A 20470-nucleotide genomic window follows, 5' to 3' on the forward strand; every position below is an offset into this window, starting at 1 on the left:
TTTCCGCGCCGCCGAACAAATCGTGCGCATTCGCACTCGAATCTTTTCGTTCATTTCACGCTTGCGCGCCAGCGCAAAATATCTATAGTTCCATATACAACTACGTACAGGAAAATGCACATGGCTAGTTTTCCCGTCAACCGGATCTTTGCAGAGCGGGCTCTCCTGCCCGGCGGCTGGGCCGAAAACGTCGCGATTTCGCTCGACGCGTCCGGTCGCATTGCAGCGATCGAAACCGGCAGCGCCGCCGCTGGCAGCGACGAGCGCACGGCCGGCCCGCTGATCCCGGCGATCGCCAACCTTCACTCCCACGCCTTCCAGCGCGCCATGGCCGGCCTTGCCGAAGTGGCGGGCAGCGGCGACGACAGTTTCTGGACCTGGCGCGAGGAAATGTATCGCACCGTCGGGCTGGTAAACCCTGACGATGTCGAAGCGATCGCCGCCAAGCTCTATATGGAAATGCTGAAGGGCGGTTTCGGACACGTCGCCGAATTCCACTACCTGCACCACCAGGCCGATGGCACGCCCTATTCCGACCCCGCCGAGATGTCGCTGCGCATTCTTTCAGCCGCCCGCACGACCGGCATCGGCCTTACCCATCTGCCTGTCTTCTACGCCCACGCCAATTTTGGCGGCGTCGCGCCTAATCCCGGCCAGCGGCCGTTCCTGCACGATCCTGATCATTTCCTCGCACTGCTTGAGCGGCTCGCGCCGCTCTGCCGCGACGCGGGCCAAACGCTCGGCTATGCCATCCATTCGCTGCGCGCGGCGACGCCTGAGGAGATGCGCATCATCCTCGATGCCGCACCTGTTGCCGGTCCGATCCACATCCATGTGGCCGAGCAGACCAAGGAAGTCGACGACAGCCTCGCCTGGAGCGGCCGCCGCCCGGTCGAGTGGCTGCTCGATGAAATGCCGGTCAATGAGCGCTGGTGCGCAATCCACGCAACGCATCTGACGGAAAGCGAACGGCAGCGTCTGGCGCGTTCGGGCGCCGTTGCCGGTCTCTGCCCGGCGACCGAGGCCAATCTCGGCGACGGCATTTTCCCGGCGGTCGATTTCATGGCCGAAGGCGGCGTCATCGGCGTCGGCACCGACAGCCATGTGGCGACCAGCGTTGCCGAGGAACTGCGGCTGCTCGAATACGGCCAGCGGCTGCGCGATCGCCGCCGCAACCGGCTGGCGACCGGCCCCGGCGCCTCGATCGGCCGGACGATTTTCGACGCTGCCTATAAGGGCGGCGCCCAGGCGGCCGGCCAGAAGACGACCGGCATCACCGTTGGCGCGCGCGCCGATTTCGTCGTGCTCGACGGCAGCAATCCCTACATCGCCGCCGCCACCGACAACCAGATCCTCGACCGCTGGCTCTTTGCGCTCGGCGGCGAGACTGTCCGCGACGTCATGGTCGCGGGCGCGTGGAAGATCCGGAACGGACGCCACGACCGGGAGGACGATATCGACCGTGCCTTCGCGCGGGTGCTGATGAAACTGAAGTAATCGTCAAAGCCAAAATCAAATCAGGGAACAGCTTAATGTCGATCAACAAACTGAAACTCATCCTCGCCGCCACCGGCCTCGTGCTTGCGGCCTCCACCGGCAGCGCCAGCGCTTCCTATTGCGGCGACGGCAAGACCGTCATGTTCGCCGGCATCGACTGGGAAAGCGGCGCCTTTATCACCGAAGTGATGAAGACCATCCTTTCCAAGGGCTACGATTGCCAGGTGGATTCGATCCCCGGCAACTCGGTGACGCTGGAACAGGCAACCGCCAACAACGACGTGCAGATTTTCGCCGAGGAGTGGCTTGGCCGCTCCGATATCTGGAACAAGGCGGTCGAGGAAAAGAAGGTCGTCGCCGTCGGCAAGACCTTCGTCGGCGCCAGCGAAGGCTGGTTCGTGCCGGAATACGTGATCAAGGGCGACGCCTCACGCAGCCTCGAAGCCAAGGCGCCGGACCTGAAGAGCGTCTCGCAGCTTTCCGACCCGAAGATCGTCGAACTCTTCGCCGATCCGGAGGAGCCGACCAAGGGCCGCTTCCTCAACTGCCCGTCGGGCTGGACCTGCGAGGGCGTGAGCTCCGCCAAGCTCGAAGCCTACAAGCTCGGTGAGACCTACGTGAACTTCCGTCCGGGCACCGGCACGGCACTCGATTCCGCCATCACGTCCGCCTATCTCCAGGGCGAGCCGATCCTCTTCTACTACTGGTCGCCGACCGCGATCATGGGCAAGTTCAAGCTCGTGCAGCTTGAGGAGCCGGCCTATAGTGAAGAATGCTGGAAAGAGCTTTCGAGCGCCAACGGCAAGCGTGAACAGGGCTGCGCCTTCCCATCGGTGGACGTCTCCTATGGCGTCAACAGCACCTTCGCGCAGGAAGCCCCCGAGATCATCGCCATCCTCGAAAAGGCGACCTTCCCGCTCGAAGCCGTCAACGGCAGCCTCGCCTACATGGCCGACAACAAGGTCGATGCGACGGCGGCCGCCGCCGAATTCCTGAAGACCAAGGCAGATGTCTGGGGCAAGTGGGTTTCGGACGAAGCCCGCGGCAAGATCGAAGCCAGCCTGAAGTAATCACGCAATCGCTGCGATCGGGCCCCACATACATGTCGGTGGGGCTCCTCCCGGCCCCTTGCGACCATTCCCGAGGCAAGCGTCATCGATGACCGCAGGAGGCGGCCATCGATGACCCGAGCAAGGAACGTTTCCGATGTTTCCGGATTCTCTCAATCTCTCCATTCGCGGGCCGGTGAACGATTTCATCCAGGCGCTGGTCAGCGGCTATGGCTGGGTCTTCAAGGCGATCAGCGCCGTCATTCTGAAAGCCGTTCTGTTCATCGAATGGATCCTGCGCGGCCTGCCCTGGTGGGTCGTCATCCTCATCTTCATGGCGCTTGCCTGGCAAAGCTCGAAGCGCTGGACCCTGACGGTCTCCGTCGGCGTGCTTCTGTTCTTCGTCGGCGTTCTCGGCCTCTGGGACCTGACGATGCAGACGCTGGCGCTGATGCTGATGGCAACGATCGTCTCGGTCGTCATCGGCGTTCCCATGGGCATCTTCGTCGCCAAGAGCCGGACGGTGCGCAGTATCACCCTGCCGGTGCTCGACGTCATGCAGACGATGCCGAGCTTCGTCTACCTGATCCCGGCGCTGATGCTCTTCGGCCTCGGCAAGGTGCCGGCGATCCTTGCCACCATCATCTACGCCGTGCCACCGCTCATCCGCCTCACCGATCTCGGCATCCGTCAGGTCGACCATGAGGTCGTGGAAGCTGCGACCGCCTTTGGCGGCAGCCCCAACCAGATCCTCTTCGGCGTCGAGCTGCCGCTCGCCACGCCGACAATTATGGCCGGCCTCAACCAGACGATCATGATGGCGCTGTCGATGGTGGTCGTCGCCTCGATGATCGGCGCGCGCGGCCTCGGCGAGCAGGTTCTGAACGGCATCCAGACGCTCGACGTCGGCAAGGGGCTGGAAGCCGGCATCGGCATCGTCATTCTCGCGATCGTTCTCGATCGCATCACGCAAGGCTTCGGCAAGAGCCAGACGGAGGATCCCCGCAATGGCTGATATCGAGATCCGCAACGTCTACAAGATCTTCGGACAGGACGCGAAAGCAGCCCTCGCCATGGCCAAGGAAGGGCTCAACAAGAGCGAAATCCTTGCCCGTTCCGGCTGCAGCGTCGGTCTCAACAATGTCAGCCTGACGATCGGCGCCGGCAAGATCTTCGTGATCATGGGGCTTTCCGGCTCCGGCAAGTCGACGCTGGTGCGCCACATCAACCGGTTGATCGAGCCGACCAGCGGCGAAGTGGCCTTCGACGGCAACAACATCCTCGACCTAGACGCCAAGGCGCTGCGGACCTTCCGCATGCACCGCGTCAGCATGGTGTTCCAGAGTTTTGCCCTGATGCCGCACCGCACCGTGCTGCAGAACGTCGTCTACGGCCAGCGCGTGCGCGGCCTGCCCAAGGCCGAGGCCCGCGACATCGGCATGAAATGGATCGAGACGGTCGGCCTTGCCGGCTACGACGCCAAGTTTCCGCACCAGCTTTCGGGCGGCATGAAGCAGCGCGTCGGCCTCGCCCGGGCGCTTGCCGCCGATACCGACGTGATCCTGATGGACGAAGCCTTCTCGGCGCTCGACCCGTTGATCCGTGCCGACATGCAGGACCAGTTGCTGCAGTTGCAGCAGAACCTTTCAAAGACGATCGTCTTCATCACCCACGATCTCGACGAGGCACTGCGCATCGGTTCGGAAATCGCCATCCTGAAGGACGGCCAGGTGGTGCAGGTCGGCACGCCGGACGATATTCTGCAACGGCCGGCCAACGATTATGTTGCCCGCTTCGTGCAACGCCGACAGGGACGACCGGAAGCCCATGAGTGAGAATGTAGTCCTCGATGCGCCGCTGACCTGGAAGCAAATCGCAGCGGTCGCCAATGGCGCACCGCTCGCGCTTTCCGCTACGGCACGCCAGCGCATCGTCCACGCTCGCCGGGTCGTCGACGCTCTGGTCGAGCGCGGCATCCGCGGCTACGGCATCAACACCGGTGTCGGCGCGCTCTGCGACGTCGTCATCGACCGCGAGAACCAGCAGGCGCTGTCGCGCAACATCATCCTCAGCCATTCCTGCGGCGTTGGCGAGCCGCTTGCCCGGCCCGAAGCCCGGGCGGTGATGGCCGCCCAGATCGCTAACTTCGCCCACGGCTATTCCGGCGTGCGCATCGAGACAGTCGAGGCGCTGCTGGCACTGCTCAACGCCAACCTCATCCCCTACATCCCCTCGCGCGGCTCCGTCGGTTATCTCACCCATGCAGCGGCGATCGGCCTCGTGCTGATCGGCCACGGCATCGTCGATGACGGCAAGGATAAGATCAGCGGCATCGAGGCGCTCGCGCGGATCGGCCTCAAGCCGCTCAGGCTCGAAGCTAAGGAGGGCCTGAGCCTCGTCAACGGCACACCCTGCGCCACCGGCCTTGCGGCGCTTGCGCTTTCGCGCGCCACGCATCTCTTCGACTGGGCGGATGCCGCCGCCGCCATGACCTATGAAAACCTCGGCAGCCAGGCCAATGCCTTTGCCGCCGGCCCGCTGGCGCTTCGTCGCTCGGACGGATTGGACGCGGTCGGAGCAACGCTACGCGCCTATCTCGCCGATAGCCCGATGCTGGCCGAGACTGCCGGCACCCGCACGCAGGATCCCTTGAGCCTTCGCGCCGTGCCCCACGTGCACGGGGCCGCGCGCGATGCGCTCGCCCAGGTCGCCGAAGTCGTCGACCGCGAGCTTGCAAGCCTCACCGACAACCCGGCCGTGTCGGGCACGCCTGAGGCGCCGGAAGTGCATTCGCAGGCCCATGCGGTGGGGGCAGCCCTCGGCCTTGCCATGGACAGCCTGGCCGTCGCCGTCGCCGAAGTCGCGGCCATTTCCGAGCGTCGCATAGACCGGCTGGTCAATCCGCTGGTGAGCCGCCTGCCGGCCTTCCTTGCCGGCGACAGCGGTGTTGCCTCCGGCTTCATGATCGCGCAATACACCGCCGCCTCGCTTGCCGCCGAAAACCGGCGCCTAGCCGCACCCGCCAGCCTTGACGGCGGCATCACCTCGGCGCTGCAGGAGGATATCCTCACCCATGCGACGCCCGCCGCCTGGAAGGCGCTCGCAATCGCCGACAATCTCGAAACGATCCTTTCGATCGAGCTGCTCGCCGCGACGCAAGCCTATGACCTGCAGCCGCGTGGCCGCGCTGCCCGCACCGGCGCGCTCTACCGGCGCATCCGTGCGGACATTCCCACCTATGCCGACGACCGGCCGCTCAACGGCGACTTCGCCCGCATGCGCACGCTGATCGAAGGAGGCACGCCATGAAGATCCTGCGCGCGAAAGACTACAAGCGCATGCCCTGGAAGAACGGCGGTGGCGAGACGGTGGAGATCGCCATTTTCCCCGAGAAGGCCTCGCTTGGCGATTTCGACTGGCGCGTCAGCATGGCGACCGTTGCCACCGATGGCCCCTTCTCCAGCTTCCCCGGCATCGACCGCACGCTGTCCATCCTTCAGGGTAAGGGTATGCGGCTGATGATCGAGGGCCGCGCGCCCGCCTTGATGACCGGCGAGACGGCGCCGCTCCCCTTCCCGGCCGACGCCGCAACCTCGGCGACGCTCGTCGATGGTCCGATCGTCGACCTCAATGTCATGACACGGCGCGGAAAGCTCGCGCACTCGGTTCAGCGCCTGGCGATAGACCACCCGCACAGGGCGGAAAGCCTGGGGGGCACGACCCTCCTGCTTTGCCACGGCGGCGCCGCGCGGCTGACCGCAGGCGAGACCACTGCCGACCTCGCAGCGGGCGACGCGGCGGTGCTGACGGACGCAACCGCCGTCACCATCGAACCGGCGGCCTCTGCCGTCCTGTTCCTGATCACCATCGACAAGCCGGCCGCCTGATCGGGCGCCGGCTCGCAGCGTTCAGCCGCGCTTGAGATGCAGCAGCGGATAGGGCCGGCCCGCATCGTCGACAGGCGAACGCCCGACCACCTCAAAGCCCATCCGCTGATAGAAACCGGCGCCCGACACATTCTGCTCGTTGACGTCGACCGTCAGCACCGGATGCAGGCTCATCGCATGCTCGACGAGCCGCCGGCCGACACCTGCGCCGCGCGCGTCGGCGTGGACGAAGAGCGAGTCGATCTGCGCCACGCTCATGCCCATGAAACCGAGCGCCTGGTCATTTTCGTCCGCTGCAATCCAGAACTCGGCGGCCGGCAGATACTGGTCGCGCACCAGCACCTCGATTGAAGCAAAATCCTCCGGCGTCAGGAAATCATGGGTGGCAACGACGGCGCTACGCCAGATTTCGAAGGTGCGCGGAAAATCGGATGGACGGGAGGAGCGGATGGAGATGGTCATGATGCAATCGCTTCTGAAAATCCGGCGGGGCGAGGCGTTGCCGCGCGTCCGGTTGAGGCCAACGCCGTTTTGCGCGGGCGCCAGCCTGTGAAGATGTCCGGTCCTGATCCGGTCCGGCCGAGCCGCGCACCTTATCCGCCGCCCCGACGATCGCAAGCAATCTCTGCACCTGCGGTTTTCAGGCCACGCCGGTTAAGAATTCAGCAACCATATTTCATGTTCCCCGGGGAACAGCACAATTGACGCCACACGATAGTCTCCATGTCACGGTTTTTAACCACACATCAACAAGCGCAGGACATGGGGGACAAGGACATGATCAAAACCGCTTTCGGCGTCAACGTCACCGTACTGGTCTTCTCGATCACCGTGATCGCGATCATGCACTTCGCCCTGTCCCAATATCGCGCGGCCGAAATCGCCAATATCGACCTGCCGGACTACACGACGATCACCTCGTCGATCAGCAGATAATCATTTGGTTTTTTCGATTGGGCGTCGGCCAAGTCACGGCGAATGCAACGTCGCTGCCATGAGCGACCGTCCCCGGGCGGTGTTGCTTACGTACCGCCAACACAATTCCAGAGCCTTGCAACCGCAGCTGGCGCGCCTTTCAGGTCGACCTTGACCTCGGCGTCACCAACGCGGAACGTGAGTTGGACGCTTTGTTCGATTGGCGCCTGGAAGCCACCTTCCTCACCCCCGCCGCGCACGACCAGTTGCTGCGGCGTGAGAACCTCGACGCTGACGGCGGGGTAAGGCTTGCCATCGAAAAGCAACTCGGCGCTTGGAGGCGTCTCGGCCTTGAACGACCAGGCTTCGTTGTAGAATCCAAGATCAAATGCCTCGTTGGCGTTCGCATAGACCATGAATGTCGTCGCCCCATCGGCGTCTCGCGACAGCACGCAGCCATTCGCTTTGTCGCCGTTCAGGCGCGCACCACTCCAAACGCCGAACTTGAAAGCGCGATCCGGGGCGTCCTTGGCAGTCTCCTCGATCCCATAGTTCAGGAGGTTCGGCGGCGTACCATCCGTCCTAAATTGCAGAACATAGGCACTTTTCTCGGCATCAGTGCCTTCACATTTGGTCGTCGCCGGTCCTTTGAACGGATTTTCGTAGAAACAGGAACCGGTTACGTCTTTGGAGCTTATAGGCTCGCCATCCTTGCCGCGGTTCACAATGACCTTGTCGACACTCTGCAACTGGCTATCGGCGTCCGGCTTTTCGCCTTCGATGCCGCTAAAGGTGATGGCGCCGCCAAAGCCGATGTTCACTGTGAAGCCCGTCCGGCCGGTGCGGTAAATCGACTGGATGAGCCGCCCCTCGCACGTGTTCGTCATATCTTCGCCAGCAACGACCAAGCGTTCGCAGGTGCCAGTCACCATCGCCACGCCACTCAGATCACCCATCCCTTGCGCGGCAGCCGGCACACTGGCAAGGCCGCCCGCCATCACGGTTGCAGCCAGCAGACCAAAGAAGAGGCTCGACGTCGCACGCATCCCTATCTCCACAAAACCGTTCGAATATCCAAAGTTGTAGTCAACCTACATAGCTATCGTTTGGTCCGCCAGTGGCGTCGGCACCTGTATGAAGTGGATTGGGCGATGGATTATGATACGGAACGCTGATCAACGAACCAGCACTTGGAACAAGCGCGAGAAGAACGTGCAGAAAGGCCCAGACAAAATGACGGACCCGCAAAACGAGCTGAAGCTCAGTGCCTTCAAGTTCCACGAACAGGCGGTCCGCGCATCCGTCGGCAGCAAGCAATTGACACTCGATGCCATCGAACTCGGCGGCGAAATCCTGGTTGTGCTGACATGGCTCGGCAATTCCGAGAAGGGCCTGCGCAAACCGGAATATGTCCTGCCCTTGAGCGCCGTGGCCCATCAGGAACTGGGCAACGAGCCGGACGCGAAATACAAATGGGCCATCAGCGCGCCCCTGCCGCAATCGCTTTTCGACGGCACCGCGTCACGGCCGTTCAGAAGGCAGTTCGGGGTCAAGAGTGGGCCGGCGCTGACATTGCCGCTGAAGCTGGCAAAGCCTTAAAGACGGGTGCCGGCACGCAGCACCGGCAACATAAACCGGTCTCCTTCTGGCGAGCGGCCGTTCCCTCGTTCTCGTGGGCGAATCGGGCTATGGTCGCAGCATGACCGCGACCACAGTCGAGCGCTTCAAAAGCCATGACCGAGCTTGAGGTGGCTTGCCAGTTCGTCTGACCGCTGCAGCAGCGAGCGATGCTCGGAGGTAAACGCCGCCCGAAAAACCGGGCGGCGGGAATCCTCGGCTGCAGCCAATTTCCAATGTTCGTCAGAGGTCGTTGTCAACGAACGACGATCTAGCTGCAACGCATCACAGGGTTGCCGAACTCGTAGGAAGTGGTTCTGCAAGTAACTTGTGGGCTGACTGGAGCAGGGTTTGCGAGTTGGATGTCTTCGCGCTGCTTGGCCCGCACGCGCAAGGCGACTTCACGCTTGTATTCTGCATCATAGCACTGGCGAAACTCACCGGACTGGGGCCCATAACCCTGCTTCACGCAGCGCATGGCCATCTGGTTCACGAATTCCTTCTGCTGGGTCTAGGTCATTTCCTCGACCTGCTGGGTTTGACAGCCAGCCAAAAGCGTTGCGGCAACGACCGCTGGCAGTATGCGCATTTTCATGTGAGCCCCTTCAACTAATGGGGCCATCAACCAGATCGCCGGCAAGTTGTCGAGCGATGAGCTTTCTCGCCGAACCGTCGATCCACAGTCCGGAGCAACAGATGAGCGTCACGGCCATTGGCACGTTCAGGATGCTTTGCGGCACGGCACTCTGTCCGTTTCTTTACAGCCAGATGACGAAGCCGCCGATCAGGATCAACGCACCCCCTGGCCAAGCCGGTAGTGCTGCGAGCCACTCGAAGAATCGGCCACGGGCGGCGATTTTCTCGGCGGAAACGTCACGCTCGCGTATGAGGCCCTCAGCCAGAGTTTGGGATTTAACGATCCATCCCGCGTGATACTGCGGTCCTAGTGTTAAGACTCAGGAAAATCGCAGCGAGCTATAGCCAGCGCCACAGTCGCGTTTCGTCTTGGATGTGGAAAAATGGTAGCGGAGGAGGGATTCGAACCCCCGACACAAGGATTATGATTCCTCTGCTCTAACCTACTGAGCTACTCCGCCGGGTACCGCGTCAGCGCTTCGAAGTGGAAGCCGTCTTGACTGGACGGGCGGCTTATACGGCCCGCTTCCGTCCACTGTCAACCCAAGTCTCCGGGAAAATGTGAAGTTTTCACAACAGCCTGGAAATCAAGGGCTTCAGGCGGCTGCCTGCGCCGAAAGCAGCGCCTTCAGCGCGGCTTCCGCGCCGGCTTCGCGTTCCGATTTGCGAATAAATCCGCCGCCATAGACGCGCGCGTCCTCACCGACGCCGGAATAGAGCGCGCAGGCCTGGCCGGGCGCGATGCCGGCTTCGCCCTCGGCAAGCTCCACATAGATGCCCTCGTCGTCCATCGCGAGCACGGCAGGCGCCGGCTGGCGGGTGGAGCGCACCTTGGCGAAACATTCAAAGCCGCGTGCGGCTGCCGCTTCGACATCCTCGTCGCCCAGCCAGTTGACATCGCGCAGGTAGACGCGTCGCGTCTCCAGCGCTTCCTTGGGGCCGACGATGACGCGGCGCGAGCGGGCGTCGAGATAGACGACATAGAGCGGCTCGCCGGTCGCAACGCCGATGCCGCGGCGCTGGCCGATCGTGTAGTGCAGGATACCCTCATGCGTGCCGAGCACGCGGCCGTCGAGATGCACGATGTCGCCGGAGAGTGCTGCATTCGGCTTCAGCTTCGAGACGATGTCGCTGTACTTGCCCTGCGGCACGAAACAGATGTCCTGGCTGTCGGCCTTCTGGGCGACGACAAGGCCCATCTCTTCGGCGAGCTTGCGGGTTTCGGCCTTGGAGAGATGGCCCAAGGGGAAGCGCAGGTAGTCGATCTGCTCCTGCGTCGTCGCAAAGAGGAAGTAGCTCTGGTCACGATCGGCATCCGTCGGCCGGTAGAGCGCTCGCTGGCCGGCATAGCGCGGGTTCGGGCTCGGGCGCGAGCGGATATAGTGGCCGGTCGCCAGCGCATCGGCACCGAGTTCCTTGGCGGTCAACAGCAGGTCGGCGAACTTGACCGTCTGGTTGCAGGCGACACAGGGGATCGGCGTCTCGCCGGCGATATAGCTTTCGGCGAAGGGATTGATCACCGTTTCGCGGAAGCGCGCTTCGTAGTCGAGCACGTAATGGGGAATGCCGAGCGTTTCGCAGACGCGGCGCGCATCGTCGATGTCTTGGCCGGCACAGCAGGAGCCGGCCCGGTGCACAGCAGCGCCGTGATCATAGAGCTGCAGCGTGATGCCGAGAACATCGTAGCCCTCGCGTTTGAGCAGGCCGGCAACGACGGAACTGTCGACGCCGCCGGACATGGCAACGACGACACGCGTATCTTCGGGCTTGCGGTCAAAATCGAGACTGTTCACGGGATCCAATCCGGCCTTCGGGCGGCAACCTTGCGCCTGCCCTGTTTCACGCTTCATGCGATGCTTTGCCGAGCAACTCTCGGCCCACGGCATCTTCGGCTCCGCGGCGGCCGGCATCAATCGGATGCATAGAGCGCGTCGCGGTACTTTCAGTTTCGCGACATATAGAAACTTGTCCGTCCGGCGGCAAGGCCGGCCGCTGCGGATGACATGCGCGTGCCTGGCCCTAAAGGCGTCAGATCAGCTTCAGCCGCATGGCGCGGGCAATCGCCTGCATGCGGTTGACGGCATCGAGCTTGCGGGTCGCGCTCTTGAAGTAGCTGCTGACCGTATAGGTCGAGATCCCCAGGATGATGCCGATCTCGTCGCTGCTCTTGCCGGCAGCCGCCCAGCGCAGACATTCCAACTCGCGGCTCGACAGCTTTTCGCGTGCGGTATTGCCGGTGTCGAAGGTGCGCTCCAGGCATTCGAAAAGCTGGACCAAAGTGAGATAAAGCGTGGCGCGCTCGACGCCCGCCGGCGCCTCGCGGCGGCCCGACAGCATGGCGATGAAGGGATCGCCGCCGCTTGTGTGCAGCAGCACCGCGAAATGGCGCGCCATCTCCGGATGGGCGAGCAGCCGGTGCACCATCGCCTCGTCCGCAGGCTTGGCCGCGACATCGAGCAGTTCGGCCCCGCCGGTTACCGGCAGCTTGGTGAAACGCAACTTTTCGACCAGCCCGCTCGACTGGAAAGTCTCGCAGGCGTCGTATTGGCGCACCAGTTCGGACGGCCAGTTGCTAAGCACCAGCCGCTCGGAAAAGCGCTGCTGTTCGGCAAGCGGCATGCGCGCGATCATGAAATGGCCGAAGCCATAGCGCGCGATCAACCGCCGCATGAGATGCAGAAGTTCGTACTCGGTGCGCACCGTGGCCGTATCGATGTCCGAAAACATCTCCACCGTTTCAGCCTCGCGCAGCAAGGCCGGTTCATGCGATTCCTTCATCTGCGATCACCACATCCCCGGCGCCACCGCACCGGTCGAGAGAAATACAAAAAACGCCCCACATCGTCAGGAGCATGAAATTCACCCGGCAGGCGAAATAAAACTGCCGCTACCGGCCTGCCCGCGAAAGAAACGCGTCCGGTTGTGAAAAATATGACGATGCACCAAGAATGAATGCGGGAGCGTACATACGACGCTCATCCTTATTTCGGGGCTTCGTTACCAAAAATTTTAGTTAAAGTGAAATGTGGTATTTGCATGGCTCCCATGTCAATTCCGGGAGAATCCGGATTGTTCTCAAGCGTTTCCACAAGTCGGGGAAATATTGCCGCAAGTTTTGGGGGACGCCGCACATGGGCAAAGGCCCATCGGAAGTGTCTCAAATTATGAGCAAATTGTTACTTGACGCTTAGGCAAATGTTAAATGTGGCAGGCTAAGGTCACGGTCATATGGTCTTGAGTTTGTGTAGAGAGTCCCATGACCGAAATGATGCGACCACGCGTGAAATATGTCATCGGCCCCGATGGCAGCCCTCTGACGATTGCGGATCTGCCGCCGGCGAATACCCGGCGCTGGGTAATCCGCAGGAAGGCTGAGGTTGTTGCCGCCGTGCGCGGTGGCCTGTTGAGCCTGGAAGAAGCGTGCGAACGCTATACCCTTACTGTCGAGGAGTTCCTGTCCTGGCAGTCCTCGATCAACGATCACGGTCTCGCCGGCCTGCGCACCACTCGCATCCAGCAGTATCGCCACTAATTTCGCCCATCACAGGGCCATAGGTCGCGCGGCGGCTCCGGGTTCCCCGGGGCCGCCGCCGTCGTTTTTAAAGGTCCCGTGCGGACCGGCATTGGTTGCGTTTCGCGAACGCACTGTGCACCGGCGATGGCCGAGCGGGCGATTCCGATTTGCGAAAAACTGCGCTAGCTTCCACGCAGACAAACCCGTTTACCAAGGAAGGTTGCCATGGAAATCATGCACGAGGAAACCGGATCGCACGGCCGCTACTCGACATCAGTCGAAGGCCATACCGGTGAAATGACCTATTCTCGCACCTCGCCGCAACTGATCATCGTCGATCACACGCTCGTTCCGGATGCCCTGCGCGGCAAGGGCGTCGGCCAGGCCCTGGCCAAGCATGCGATCGAGGAAGCCCGCAAGGGCGGCTGGAAGATTATCCCCCTCTGCCCTTTCATGAAGGCCCAGGCGATGCGGCATCCCGAATGGCAGGACGTCGTCCAGGGTTGAGACACCTGCGCCTGCGGCCGCGGCACAAATCTTAAATCGAAATCGCGTGCACCTTGAAAGAACCAACGGCGCTGTCGGTCCCGAAATGAGAAGACCCGCCCGGATGCCGAGGCATCGGGCGGGTCTTTTTGTCTTGTCACGATCGTGCCGGATCGGATCATGCCAACCGCATGATCCGTCAAGGATGGAACCATCTGCTCCGAAACGGGCTGTCGGCCCGTCCAACGGACAAATCCCCCTTGCCGCATCCGGCTCGGGGTTCAAATCACCCTTTGGACCAAGACGTTACGGCCCGCTGCGCCGGATTGTGGCGCAGGAGCCGCAGCTATGCCCGCAGGCGGGTCGACGTGTCCCGCTCTTCGAGGGCCGCCGCCTTCGCGTATTCGGCCTGCACTTCTTCGAGCGCGAGTTCGGCAGCATCCTGCTGCGTCTTCAGCTCGCGAATGGAGACCTGAAGATTGTCGGCTCTCTGACGTGCGGCCTTGGCGAAGGTGGGATAGGCGAAGTGCTGGGGATCGGAGATACCCGACTTCTTCTCCTCGAAAATAATCTGATTTTCCAGATCCTTGGTCATCCGTTCGAACTCAGCCATCATCATCTGAAGCTGGTTCAGCTGACGCTGCTTCTCCCGGACCTGAAACTCCTTCAGGCGGACAAGGCTCTCACGTGCTTTCATACGCAATACTCCCGTGGATAACGAGACCCCGGTTACTGATTTGCCCGCGAGCCGGCCCGAACAGGGCCGGAAACGAAAAATCTTCAGCGATATTAACAAAAGCCTACCGCTGGTAACCTTTCGTTTACGGGCATCGTTAATCATAGGCGTGATGATTTAAGGCTCCGTAAATGCTGAGGCACGAAATGTGACCGCCCCGGCATTAACGAGTCAGAAGAGTCAGATAACGGGATTTCCTCATGTTTCACATGAGATTAGCCGTTCTGGATTCACGTTTGAAATCAGGAGACTGCTAAAAATATTTAACAAACTCGATACACCTTGCCAGAGGGAATCAGAATTTGTTAACCATTTGGTGGCAGCCTCCAAATCAGGCAACGACTGGATCCGTATCGCGTAAGGGTGCCACGACAACCTTGGGCGGCGGAAAAGGGGAAGAATATGCGGGTTCTATTAATTGAAGACGACAGTGCAACGGCTCAGAGCATTGAGCTGATGCTCAAGTCCGAGAGTTTCAACGTCTACACCACCGATCTCGGTGAAGAAGGCGTCGATCTCGGCAAACTTTATGACTATGACATCATCCTTCTCGACCTCAACCTGCCGGATATGTCCGGCTACGAAGTCTTGAGAACGCTGCGTCTTTCCAAGGTGAAGACACCCATCCTGATTCTTTCGGGCATGGCCGGCATCGAAGACAAGGTTCGCGGCCTGGGCTTCGGCGCAGACGACTACATGACCAAGCCGTTCCACAAGGACGAACTGGTCGCTCGCATTCATGCGATCGTCCGCCGCTCCAAGGGCCACGCCCAGTCGGTCATCTCCACCGGCGAGCTTATCGTCAACCTGGATGCCAAGACGGTTGAAGTGGGCGGACAGCGCGTCCACCTGACCGGCAAGGAATACCAGATGCTCGAGCTGCTCTCGCTGCGCAAGGGCACGACGCTCACCAAGGAAATGTTCCTGAACCACCTCTACGGCGGTATGGACGAGCCGGAACTGAAGATCATCGACGTCTTCATCTGCAAGCTGCGCAAGAAGCTTGCAAACGCCGCCGGCGGCGCCAACTACATCGAAACCGTCTGGGGCCGCGGCTATGTGCTGCGCGAGCCGGATGGTGCCGAATACGCCGAAACTGCCTGATTCCCTGCCAGGGCTTGCACCGATCCCCGCATGATGCGGGCCCGACATTCGAGAGTTTCGCAAAACCCGCCTATGAGGCGGGTTTTGTTTTGCGCGGAAAACGACCACGCTCGCCTCTTCTGCGATGATGTTCCCTCGGATCCCGGGGCGTACCGCATCTGCCGCCCTCCCCTTTCCCAATGATCGAAAGCCTGTTCGGCGCGCCGGGTTGGCACAACAAAAAGCCGCGGCAAACGCCACGGCTTGATTTCGCTGCAAGGATGCCAGGATAAGGCGGCTCAGGCCGCCATCGACTGGCTCGCGAAAACGCTGGTCAGGATCTTTCGGTCGAAAGGCTTCAGCAGGAAGTCGTCGGCACCAGCCCGCTTGCCGGCCATCATCTTCTTCAGGTCCGCCTCGACGACGCAGTAATAAATCCGCACCGACGGGCCGTTCGGCAGCCGGCGAATGTTGCCGATAAGCTCAAGCGCGCCTTCAAGACCCGCGTCGATGATCAGGATGTTCGGGAGTTCCGCTTCGCAGCGCACGAGCGCCTCGAGGCTGTTCGACGCCTCGTAAACCATGAAGCCCATACCGGAGAGGATACGTTTTCCAACTTTCCGGACGACATCCGAGCCGTCGGCAATCATCAAACGTCGCATGTCCAACTCCCTTCGCCACTTACCTATACGCGTATCGGCATTACTGAAACAACTCTATACAAATTTGGGAAAGATTTCGTTACGGAGTTTGCTTAACGAATCTTTTTCGCGCGAGATCAACCCACTGAAAATATTAAGTTTTCTAAGATTCAGGTGACAGTGAAACGCCTATGGCAGATACGATTCCGCCGGATGCGATGGCACCCGGCGGCTGTCGAGACGTCAAGAAATCGGGGCGCCTGGCGCCGCCGACTTAAACCTCAGGCTGCATCTTGGCGGTGAAGATGATTTCCTCGCCGGTCGAGGTGACGGCGATTTCCATGCCCGCCTCCTCGCCGAGAAGCACCGTGTAGTAGGGCTGGATTGAATGGGCGTCGACGGCCTCTTCCGGCGTGCCGGACAGGAGTTCCACCAGCCTTGGAGGCACGCGCATCATCCGGCCCTTGGCAACGAGCGTGAACACGGCGTCGAACTCCGGGTTCTCGAGCGTCACGTCGATCGAGCCGCCGCGCGGAATGGCGCCGTAGGCGATCAGGAAGAGGTTCAGGAGCAGCTTGACCCGGTTCTTGGCAATGATCGCCCGCGGGCCGTGCCAGTTGACCTCGGTCTTCTTCTCGGCCGCGGCAAAATCCTTCGCCGCCTTTTCCGCTTCGCCGGTATCGATCGACGCACCGACCGAGCCCGACGCGCCGAAGGCAAGGCGTGCAAACTTCAGCCGGACCGAGGCGTTGAGCGCGCTCGTGCGGATGAGATCCATCGCATCGGCATCGGCGCCGCCCTCGTCGAGCAATTCCAGGCCGTTGTTGATGGCGCCGACCGGGGAAATGATGTCGTGGCAAACCCGGCTGCACAGAAGCGCGGCCAGATCGGGTCCCGTCAATGTCAGGTTCGGATTCGTTGCCATCTTAGTTCCTTGTTTGGTGCCATCGGCCCTCGCCGAAGCACGCGCCGTGGTCACGCCGGTAAAGCCTCCTGCGCGAAGACGCAAGTCATGAGCTGCCCGGCGCGGCCGTTCATCAGTGGAACATAATGACACCACATTTGGTAAACCGATTGTTAAGACCATCGGTTCAAATTGCATGGAATTGGTCCAGACCCCACCTGGCCGCGCAGTGATCTGACTGTCGGCCACTGCAAACCCGCAAGCGAGCAAATTTCGCGCCTGACGGAGGATATGATGCATCAGATCATGAAGGCTGCCACATCGGCTGGTCGTGTTGTCCTGGCCACGATGTTTCTGGTCGCCGGCGCCCTGTCCGTCGCGCACGCCCAGTCGGCGAACAACAACAGCCAATACACCATGCAGGAAATCGTCGATGCCGGTCACGGCTTCTTCGGAGAAACCTCCGGCGGCCTTGCCAAGGTTGTCGAACGTGCCTTTGAACGCTACGGCTTGCCGAACGGCTACATTCTCGGACAGGAAGGCTCAGGCGCGTTCATCGCGGGCCTCACCTATGGCGAAGGCGAACTCAACACCAAGAATGCCGGACAGCACAGCGTCTTCTGGCAGGGTCCGTCGCTCGGTATCGACTGGGGCGGCCAAGGCAGCCGCGCCATGATGCTGGTCTACAATCTGCCGAGCGTGCCGGCGCTCTACAAGCGCTTCGGCGGCGTCTCCGGCTCGGCCTATGTGGTTGCCGGCGTCGGCATGACGGTACTGACCGACGAGAACATCGTCGTGGTGCCGATCCGCACCGGCATCGGCGCACGCCTCGGCGTCAATGTCGGCTACCTCAAGATGACCCAGAATCCAACCTGGAATCCCTTCTAAGACCGTTGCCGGACCTGCCTGTCGCAAAATCCGGCACCATAGACTTGCAGCGCACGAAACGTCATGTTTAGTGCAAGGAAACGGAAGATGGAGCGCCTGCCGTGCCCGTTGTGGCCGGGCAGGCGGTTCGGTTTCCGGTCCAGTTTCGAAACGGCCAGCTCGTGATCCAATTCTCGCTTCTCTTTGCCCTGGGCTTTCTGACGGCGATCATCATCGGTCTCCTGGTCGCACCGGCGATACACCGCCGCATCGTGCGTTTCGCCGAGGACCGGCTGAAGGCGACGATGCCGCTCAGCCCCCAGGAGGTGCGCGCGCAGAAGGATGCGGCCCGCGCCGCTTTTGCCGCCGAGAACGCCCGCACGCTTCAGGCCCTGAAGCGCGAACGGGACAAAGGCGTGTCACTGATGCTCACAAACGAGAAGAGCCTGCAGGAGGCCCGTCGCCTCAGCGGCGAAAACGCCGATCTGCATGCCCAGCTTGCCGACATGAACGTCGAGGCGGCAGACATGCGCTCGGCCATCCGCCAGTTCGAACAGCGCCTGGAGCGGATGAAGGCGACGCTCGACAGCGTCGAGCGGGACAACGCCGGCAAGGCCGACGAGATCAGGAAGCGCGACGTTCAGCTCGCCCAGAATGCTGCCGAGACCGACAATCTGCGGATCAACCTGGCCGCACGCGACACAGAGGTCGAGCATCTGAAAAGCCGGATTGCCACGCTGCGCGACGAGCGCGAAGCCCTGCGCGGCGACTTGAAGACCGAGACCACCCATGCAAAGGAAATGGAACTCCGCCTGTCGCGCGACGAAACCCGCCTGCACCGGTTGGAAGACAAGCTTGCGCGCGAAATGGCAACCAGCGCCGATCGCGAGAGCGCGCTCGAAAGGCGCGCCGGTGAAATCGAGAGATTGAAGGCCAAGGTGAAGGACACCAACCAGGAAATGCGTGACGCCGCCAAGGCCCTGCGCGCCGCCGGCGTCGCCTTTCCCCTGCGCCGCGACCGCAAGCCGGCATCCGAGCAGGCGGGCAATGGTGCTGCAGCGCCGGTCGAATTGGCAAACGGGGATTCCGGCTCCATTGTCGCCGCCGACGATCTGCGCAATCGCGCCACCGCCCTTTCGGAGCGCCTGACCAACTCCAAGTCCTCAGCCCATGACGAGGCGCTGCGCGACGAAGTCGCAGCAATCGCCGCAGGCATGGTCGCCCTTACGGCGGCGAATGAGGGCGCCACCTCTCCCATCCTCGGCCTGCTCTCGGGCGAGGAAGAAGGCACAGCCAACAGAAAAAGCCTGGCGAAGCGCGTCAAGGATATTCTTCCGCGCGAGTAGGCGCCCGCTGCCGTCGCGGACTGTCTGCCCTCACACCAGCGCGCGCCCTCAGATCCGGCCGTTGATCAATGCCACCTGGTGCAATGCGATGCCGGCCGCGGTCGACACGTTGAGGCTGTCGAGCCCCGGCCGCTGGCGGATGCGCGCGGTCTGGATCGCGGTCATCACCGCTTGCGGCAGTCCCTCGCCCTCGGTCCCCATCAGAAGCGCCGTGCGCGGTGCCGGAAGGATTGCGCCGATGTCTGTCGTTCCTGCCGGCGACAGCCCCCAGATCGCAAAACCTGCATCGTGCAGCCGCTCCAGCATGGCGGCGACGGAACCCTCGCGAGCGAAAGGCACCGTCAGCACGGAGCCGACAGAAACGCGGATCGCCTTGCGATACATCGGATCACAGCTCGTCTCGTCCATCAGCACCGCATCGACCCCAAAGGCCGCGGCGTTGCGGAAAAGCGCACCCATGTTGTCGTGGTTGGAGATGCCGCACGCCGCCAGCACCAGGCTCGACGTGGGCAGCGACGCGATCAGCGCATCGCGATCCGGCTCGCCTTCGCGGCGCCCGAGCGCCAGAACGCCGCGATGCATGTTGAAGCCGGCGATCGCGTCGAACACCTGCGCGTTCGCCACATAGACCGGCACGTCAGGCGGGAAACGCCGAAGAATGTCGCCGACGCCCTCCAGACGGTTTTCCAGAAGCAGGAGGGCCTCGGCCGCGAAACCGCGGCCGGCCGCGTGCGCGGCGGCGAGCATGCGCAGCACCACGGTGCCCTCGGCAATGAAGCGGCCCTGCCGCCCCGTCAGATCGCGCTCCTTGATCGAGACGAAACCGGCGATCCGGGGATCGGCGGGATCGTCGATGCGCAGGACGGGCGGGAGGGCGCCGGACATGCCGTCAGTTCGTCCGAACGGTGATATCCGCGACGATGCGGCCGGTGCCGATGTCGAAGACGATCGCACGCGGCTCGGCGCCGGGCAGGTTGCCGTAGAACAGCACCTGCGAGCCCGAAAGCGCGACATTCGTCACGGTGAAGCCGGCAGGCAGCGCGGCAACGGCGTTGAGCGGCGCCTCGCTCGGAACGACGGCGGCGGACGTCTGGGCCGGCGCTTTCTCATCCGTGCGCGTCAGCTTGTAGACAATCGTTCCAAGGACAGCCATAAGCATGACCAACATGACGCCTGCCGAGACGAGCTGCAGCTTCACCATCTTGCGGCGGACATTTTCCATCGCCGGATCTAGCGGCTTGTCTTCCTGGTCATCGGGCTCGATTGCGGTCATGGCTGGCCTTTTTTCGGAT

Annotated in this window: 23 protein-coding genes and 1 tRNA gene; 14 read left to right on the forward strand and 10 right to left on the reverse strand. The window is 62.1% G+C overall.

Going from position 1 to position 20470, the window contains the following annotated elements; genetic code table 11:
* Window positions 1–120 precede the first annotated feature (120 nt).
* From hutF to IB267_RS27420, 6 genes are all read left to right on the forward strand, one after another.
* Complete coding sequence (gene hutF, locus IB267_RS27395; RefSeq protein ID WP_192450669.1) at window positions 121–1497, forward strand: formimidoylglutamate deiminase; 1377 nt, start codon at window positions 121–123, stop codon at window positions 1495–1497.
* Window positions 1498–1532: 35 nt separating this feature from the next.
* Window positions 1533–2567: an ABC transporter substrate-binding protein gene (locus IB267_RS27400; protein WP_192450670.1), complete on the forward strand. Its 1035-nt coding sequence runs from the start codon at window positions 1533–1535 to the stop codon at window positions 2565–2567.
* Between the two features lie 136 nt (window positions 2568–2703).
* The gene (locus IB267_RS27405) at window positions 2704–3561 is read left to right on the forward strand and encodes a proline/glycine betaine ABC transporter permease (RefSeq protein ID WP_192450671.1); all 858 of its coding nucleotides are present in this window, start codon (window positions 2704–2706) and stop codon (window positions 3559–3561) included.
* Window positions 3554–4381, forward strand: coding sequence for a glycine betaine/L-proline ABC transporter ATP-binding protein (locus IB267_RS27410; protein ID WP_192450672.1), 828 nt, complete (start codon window positions 3554–3556; stop codon window positions 4379–4381). The genes IB267_RS27405 and IB267_RS27410 overlap by 8 nt, the downstream gene beginning before the upstream one ends.
* Window positions 4374–5855: a histidine ammonia-lyase gene (hutH, locus tag IB267_RS27415; protein ID WP_192450673.1), complete on the forward strand. Its 1482-nt coding sequence runs from the start codon at window positions 4374–4376 to the stop codon at window positions 5853–5855. Before IB267_RS27410 ends, hutH begins: the two co-directional genes overlap by 8 nt.
* Window positions 5852–6433: a HutD family protein gene (locus IB267_RS27420; RefSeq protein WP_192450674.1), complete on the forward strand. Its 582-nt coding sequence runs from the start codon at window positions 5852–5854 to the stop codon at window positions 6431–6433. The genes hutH and IB267_RS27420 overlap by 4 nt, the downstream gene beginning before the upstream one ends.
* A 21-nt stretch (window positions 6434–6454) precedes the next feature.
* Here the strand turns inward: IB267_RS27420 and IB267_RS27425 are convergent, their stop codons facing one another.
* A complete protein-coding gene (locus tag IB267_RS27425) occupies window positions 6455–6895 on the reverse strand; it encodes an acetyltransferase (RefSeq protein WP_192450675.1) in 441 nt (146 codons plus the stop codon).
* 315 nt (window positions 6896–7210) lie between these two features.
* Here IB267_RS27425 and IB267_RS27430 point away from each other — a divergent pair, with 315 nt between their 5' ends.
* Complete coding sequence (locus IB267_RS27430; RefSeq protein WP_162768803.1) at window positions 7211–7369, forward strand: hypothetical protein; 159 nt, start codon at window positions 7211–7213, stop codon at window positions 7367–7369.
* An 86-nt stretch (window positions 7370–7455) separates the two neighbouring features.
* Here the strand turns inward: IB267_RS27430 and IB267_RS27435 are convergent, their stop codons facing one another.
* Complete coding sequence (locus IB267_RS27435) at window positions 7456–8394, reverse strand: hypothetical protein (protein ID WP_192450676.1); 939 nt, start codon at window positions 8392–8394, stop codon at window positions 7456–7458.
* An 88-nt stretch (window positions 8395–8482) separates the two neighbouring features.
* On the opposite strand from IB267_RS27435, the gene IB267_RS27440 reads away from it, so the two are divergent.
* The gene (locus IB267_RS27440) at window positions 8483–8947 is read left to right on the forward strand and encodes a hypothetical protein (RefSeq protein WP_192450677.1); all 465 of its coding nucleotides are present in this window, start codon (window positions 8483–8485) and stop codon (window positions 8945–8947) included.
* Window positions 8948–9323: 376 nt separating this feature from the next.
* Entirely contained in the window at window positions 9324–9578 is a 255-nt protein-coding gene (locus tag IB267_RS27445) for a hypothetical protein (protein WP_192450678.1), read from the forward strand.
* Window positions 9579–9985: 407 nt separating this feature from the next.
* On the opposite strand, the gene IB267_RS27450 is transcribed toward IB267_RS27445, so the two are convergent.
* From IB267_RS27450 to IB267_RS27460, 3 genes are all read right to left on the reverse strand, one after another.
* A tRNA-Met gene (locus IB267_RS27450) sits at window positions 9986–10062 on the reverse strand.
* Between the two features lie 135 nt (window positions 10063–10197).
* A complete protein-coding gene (gene mnmA, locus IB267_RS27455; protein ID WP_052201569.1) occupies window positions 10198–11451 on the reverse strand; it encodes a tRNA 2-thiouridine(34) synthase MnmA in 1254 nt (417 codons plus the stop codon).
* 178 nt (window positions 11452–11629) lie between these two features.
* Window positions 11630–12379 carry a LuxR C-terminal-related transcriptional regulator gene (locus tag IB267_RS27460; RefSeq protein WP_034806462.1) on the reverse strand — a complete coding sequence of 250 codons (750 nt, stop codon included), beginning with the start codon at window positions 12377–12379 and terminating at the stop codon, window positions 11630–11632.
* A gap of 478 nt (window positions 12380–12857) precedes the next feature.
* Between IB267_RS27460 and IB267_RS27465 the strand changes: the two genes are divergently transcribed.
* Together IB267_RS27465 and IB267_RS27470 are read left to right on the forward strand one after the other, a co-directional pair.
* The gene (locus tag IB267_RS27465; protein ID WP_003527546.1) at window positions 12858–13133 is read left to right on the forward strand and encodes a DUF1153 domain-containing protein; all 276 of its coding nucleotides are present in this window, start codon (window positions 12858–12860) and stop codon (window positions 13131–13133) included.
* A gap of 207 nt (window positions 13134–13340) precedes the next feature.
* The gene (locus IB267_RS27470; RefSeq protein ID WP_192450679.1) at window positions 13341–13622 is read left to right on the forward strand and encodes a GNAT family N-acetyltransferase; all 282 of its coding nucleotides are present in this window, start codon (window positions 13341–13343) and stop codon (window positions 13620–13622) included.
* Window positions 13623–13947: 325 nt separating this feature from the next.
* Here the strand turns inward: IB267_RS27470 and IB267_RS27475 are convergent, their stop codons facing one another.
* Window positions 13948–14298, reverse strand: a complete 351-nt coding sequence (locus IB267_RS27475; RefSeq protein ID WP_034806460.1) for a flagellar export protein FliJ — start codon at window positions 14296–14298, stop codon at window positions 13948–13950.
* A 441-nt stretch (window positions 14299–14739) separates the two neighbouring features.
* On the opposite strand from IB267_RS27475, the gene ctrA reads away from it, so the two are divergent.
* Entirely contained in the window at window positions 14740–15441 is a 702-nt protein-coding gene (gene ctrA / locus IB267_RS27480) for a response regulator transcription factor CtrA (protein WP_025424706.1), read from the forward strand.
* Window positions 15442–15719: 278 nt separating this feature from the next.
* Here the strand turns inward: ctrA and IB267_RS27485 are convergent, their stop codons facing one another.
* The gene (locus IB267_RS27485) at window positions 15720–16082 is read right to left on the reverse strand and encodes a PleD family two-component system response regulator (RefSeq protein ID WP_034806707.1); all 363 of its coding nucleotides are present in this window, start codon (window positions 16080–16082) and stop codon (window positions 15720–15722) included.
* 253 nt (window positions 16083–16335) lie between these two features.
* Window positions 16336–16986 (reverse strand): histidine phosphotransferase ChpT, encoded by a 651-nt coding sequence (gene chpT, locus IB267_RS27490; protein WP_043611903.1) that lies wholly within the window; start codon window positions 16984–16986, stop codon window positions 16336–16338.
* A gap of 273 nt (window positions 16987–17259) precedes the next feature.
* Between chpT and IB267_RS27495 the strand changes: the two genes are divergently transcribed.
* A complete protein-coding gene (locus IB267_RS27495) occupies window positions 17260–17853 on the forward strand; it encodes a DUF1134 domain-containing protein (protein WP_082005878.1) in 594 nt (197 codons plus the stop codon).
* Between the two features lie 161 nt (window positions 17854–18014).
* Window positions 18015–19178 (forward strand): hypothetical protein, encoded by a 1164-nt coding sequence (locus tag IB267_RS27500; RefSeq protein WP_192450880.1) that lies wholly within the window; start codon window positions 18015–18017, stop codon window positions 19176–19178.
* A 48-nt stretch (window positions 19179–19226) separates the two neighbouring features.
* On the opposite strand, the gene IB267_RS27505 is transcribed toward IB267_RS27500, so the two are convergent.
* Both IB267_RS27505 and IB267_RS27510 read right to left on the reverse strand, forming a co-directional pair.
* Complete coding sequence (locus tag IB267_RS27505; RefSeq protein ID WP_192450680.1) at window positions 19227–20063, reverse strand: RNA methyltransferase; 837 nt, start codon at window positions 20061–20063, stop codon at window positions 19227–19229.
* A gap of 4 nt (window positions 20064–20067) precedes the next feature.
* Window positions 20068–20451: a hypothetical protein gene (locus IB267_RS27510; protein WP_034806447.1), complete on the reverse strand. Its 384-nt coding sequence runs from the start codon at window positions 20449–20451 to the stop codon at window positions 20068–20070.
* Window positions 20452–20470 lie beyond the last annotated feature (19 nt).

Origin of the sequence: Ensifer sp. ENS09, assembly GCF_014852425.1 — a bacterium.
In the GTDB taxonomy this organism is placed as follows: Bacteria; Pseudomonadota; Alphaproteobacteria; order Rhizobiales; family Rhizobiaceae; genus Ensifer.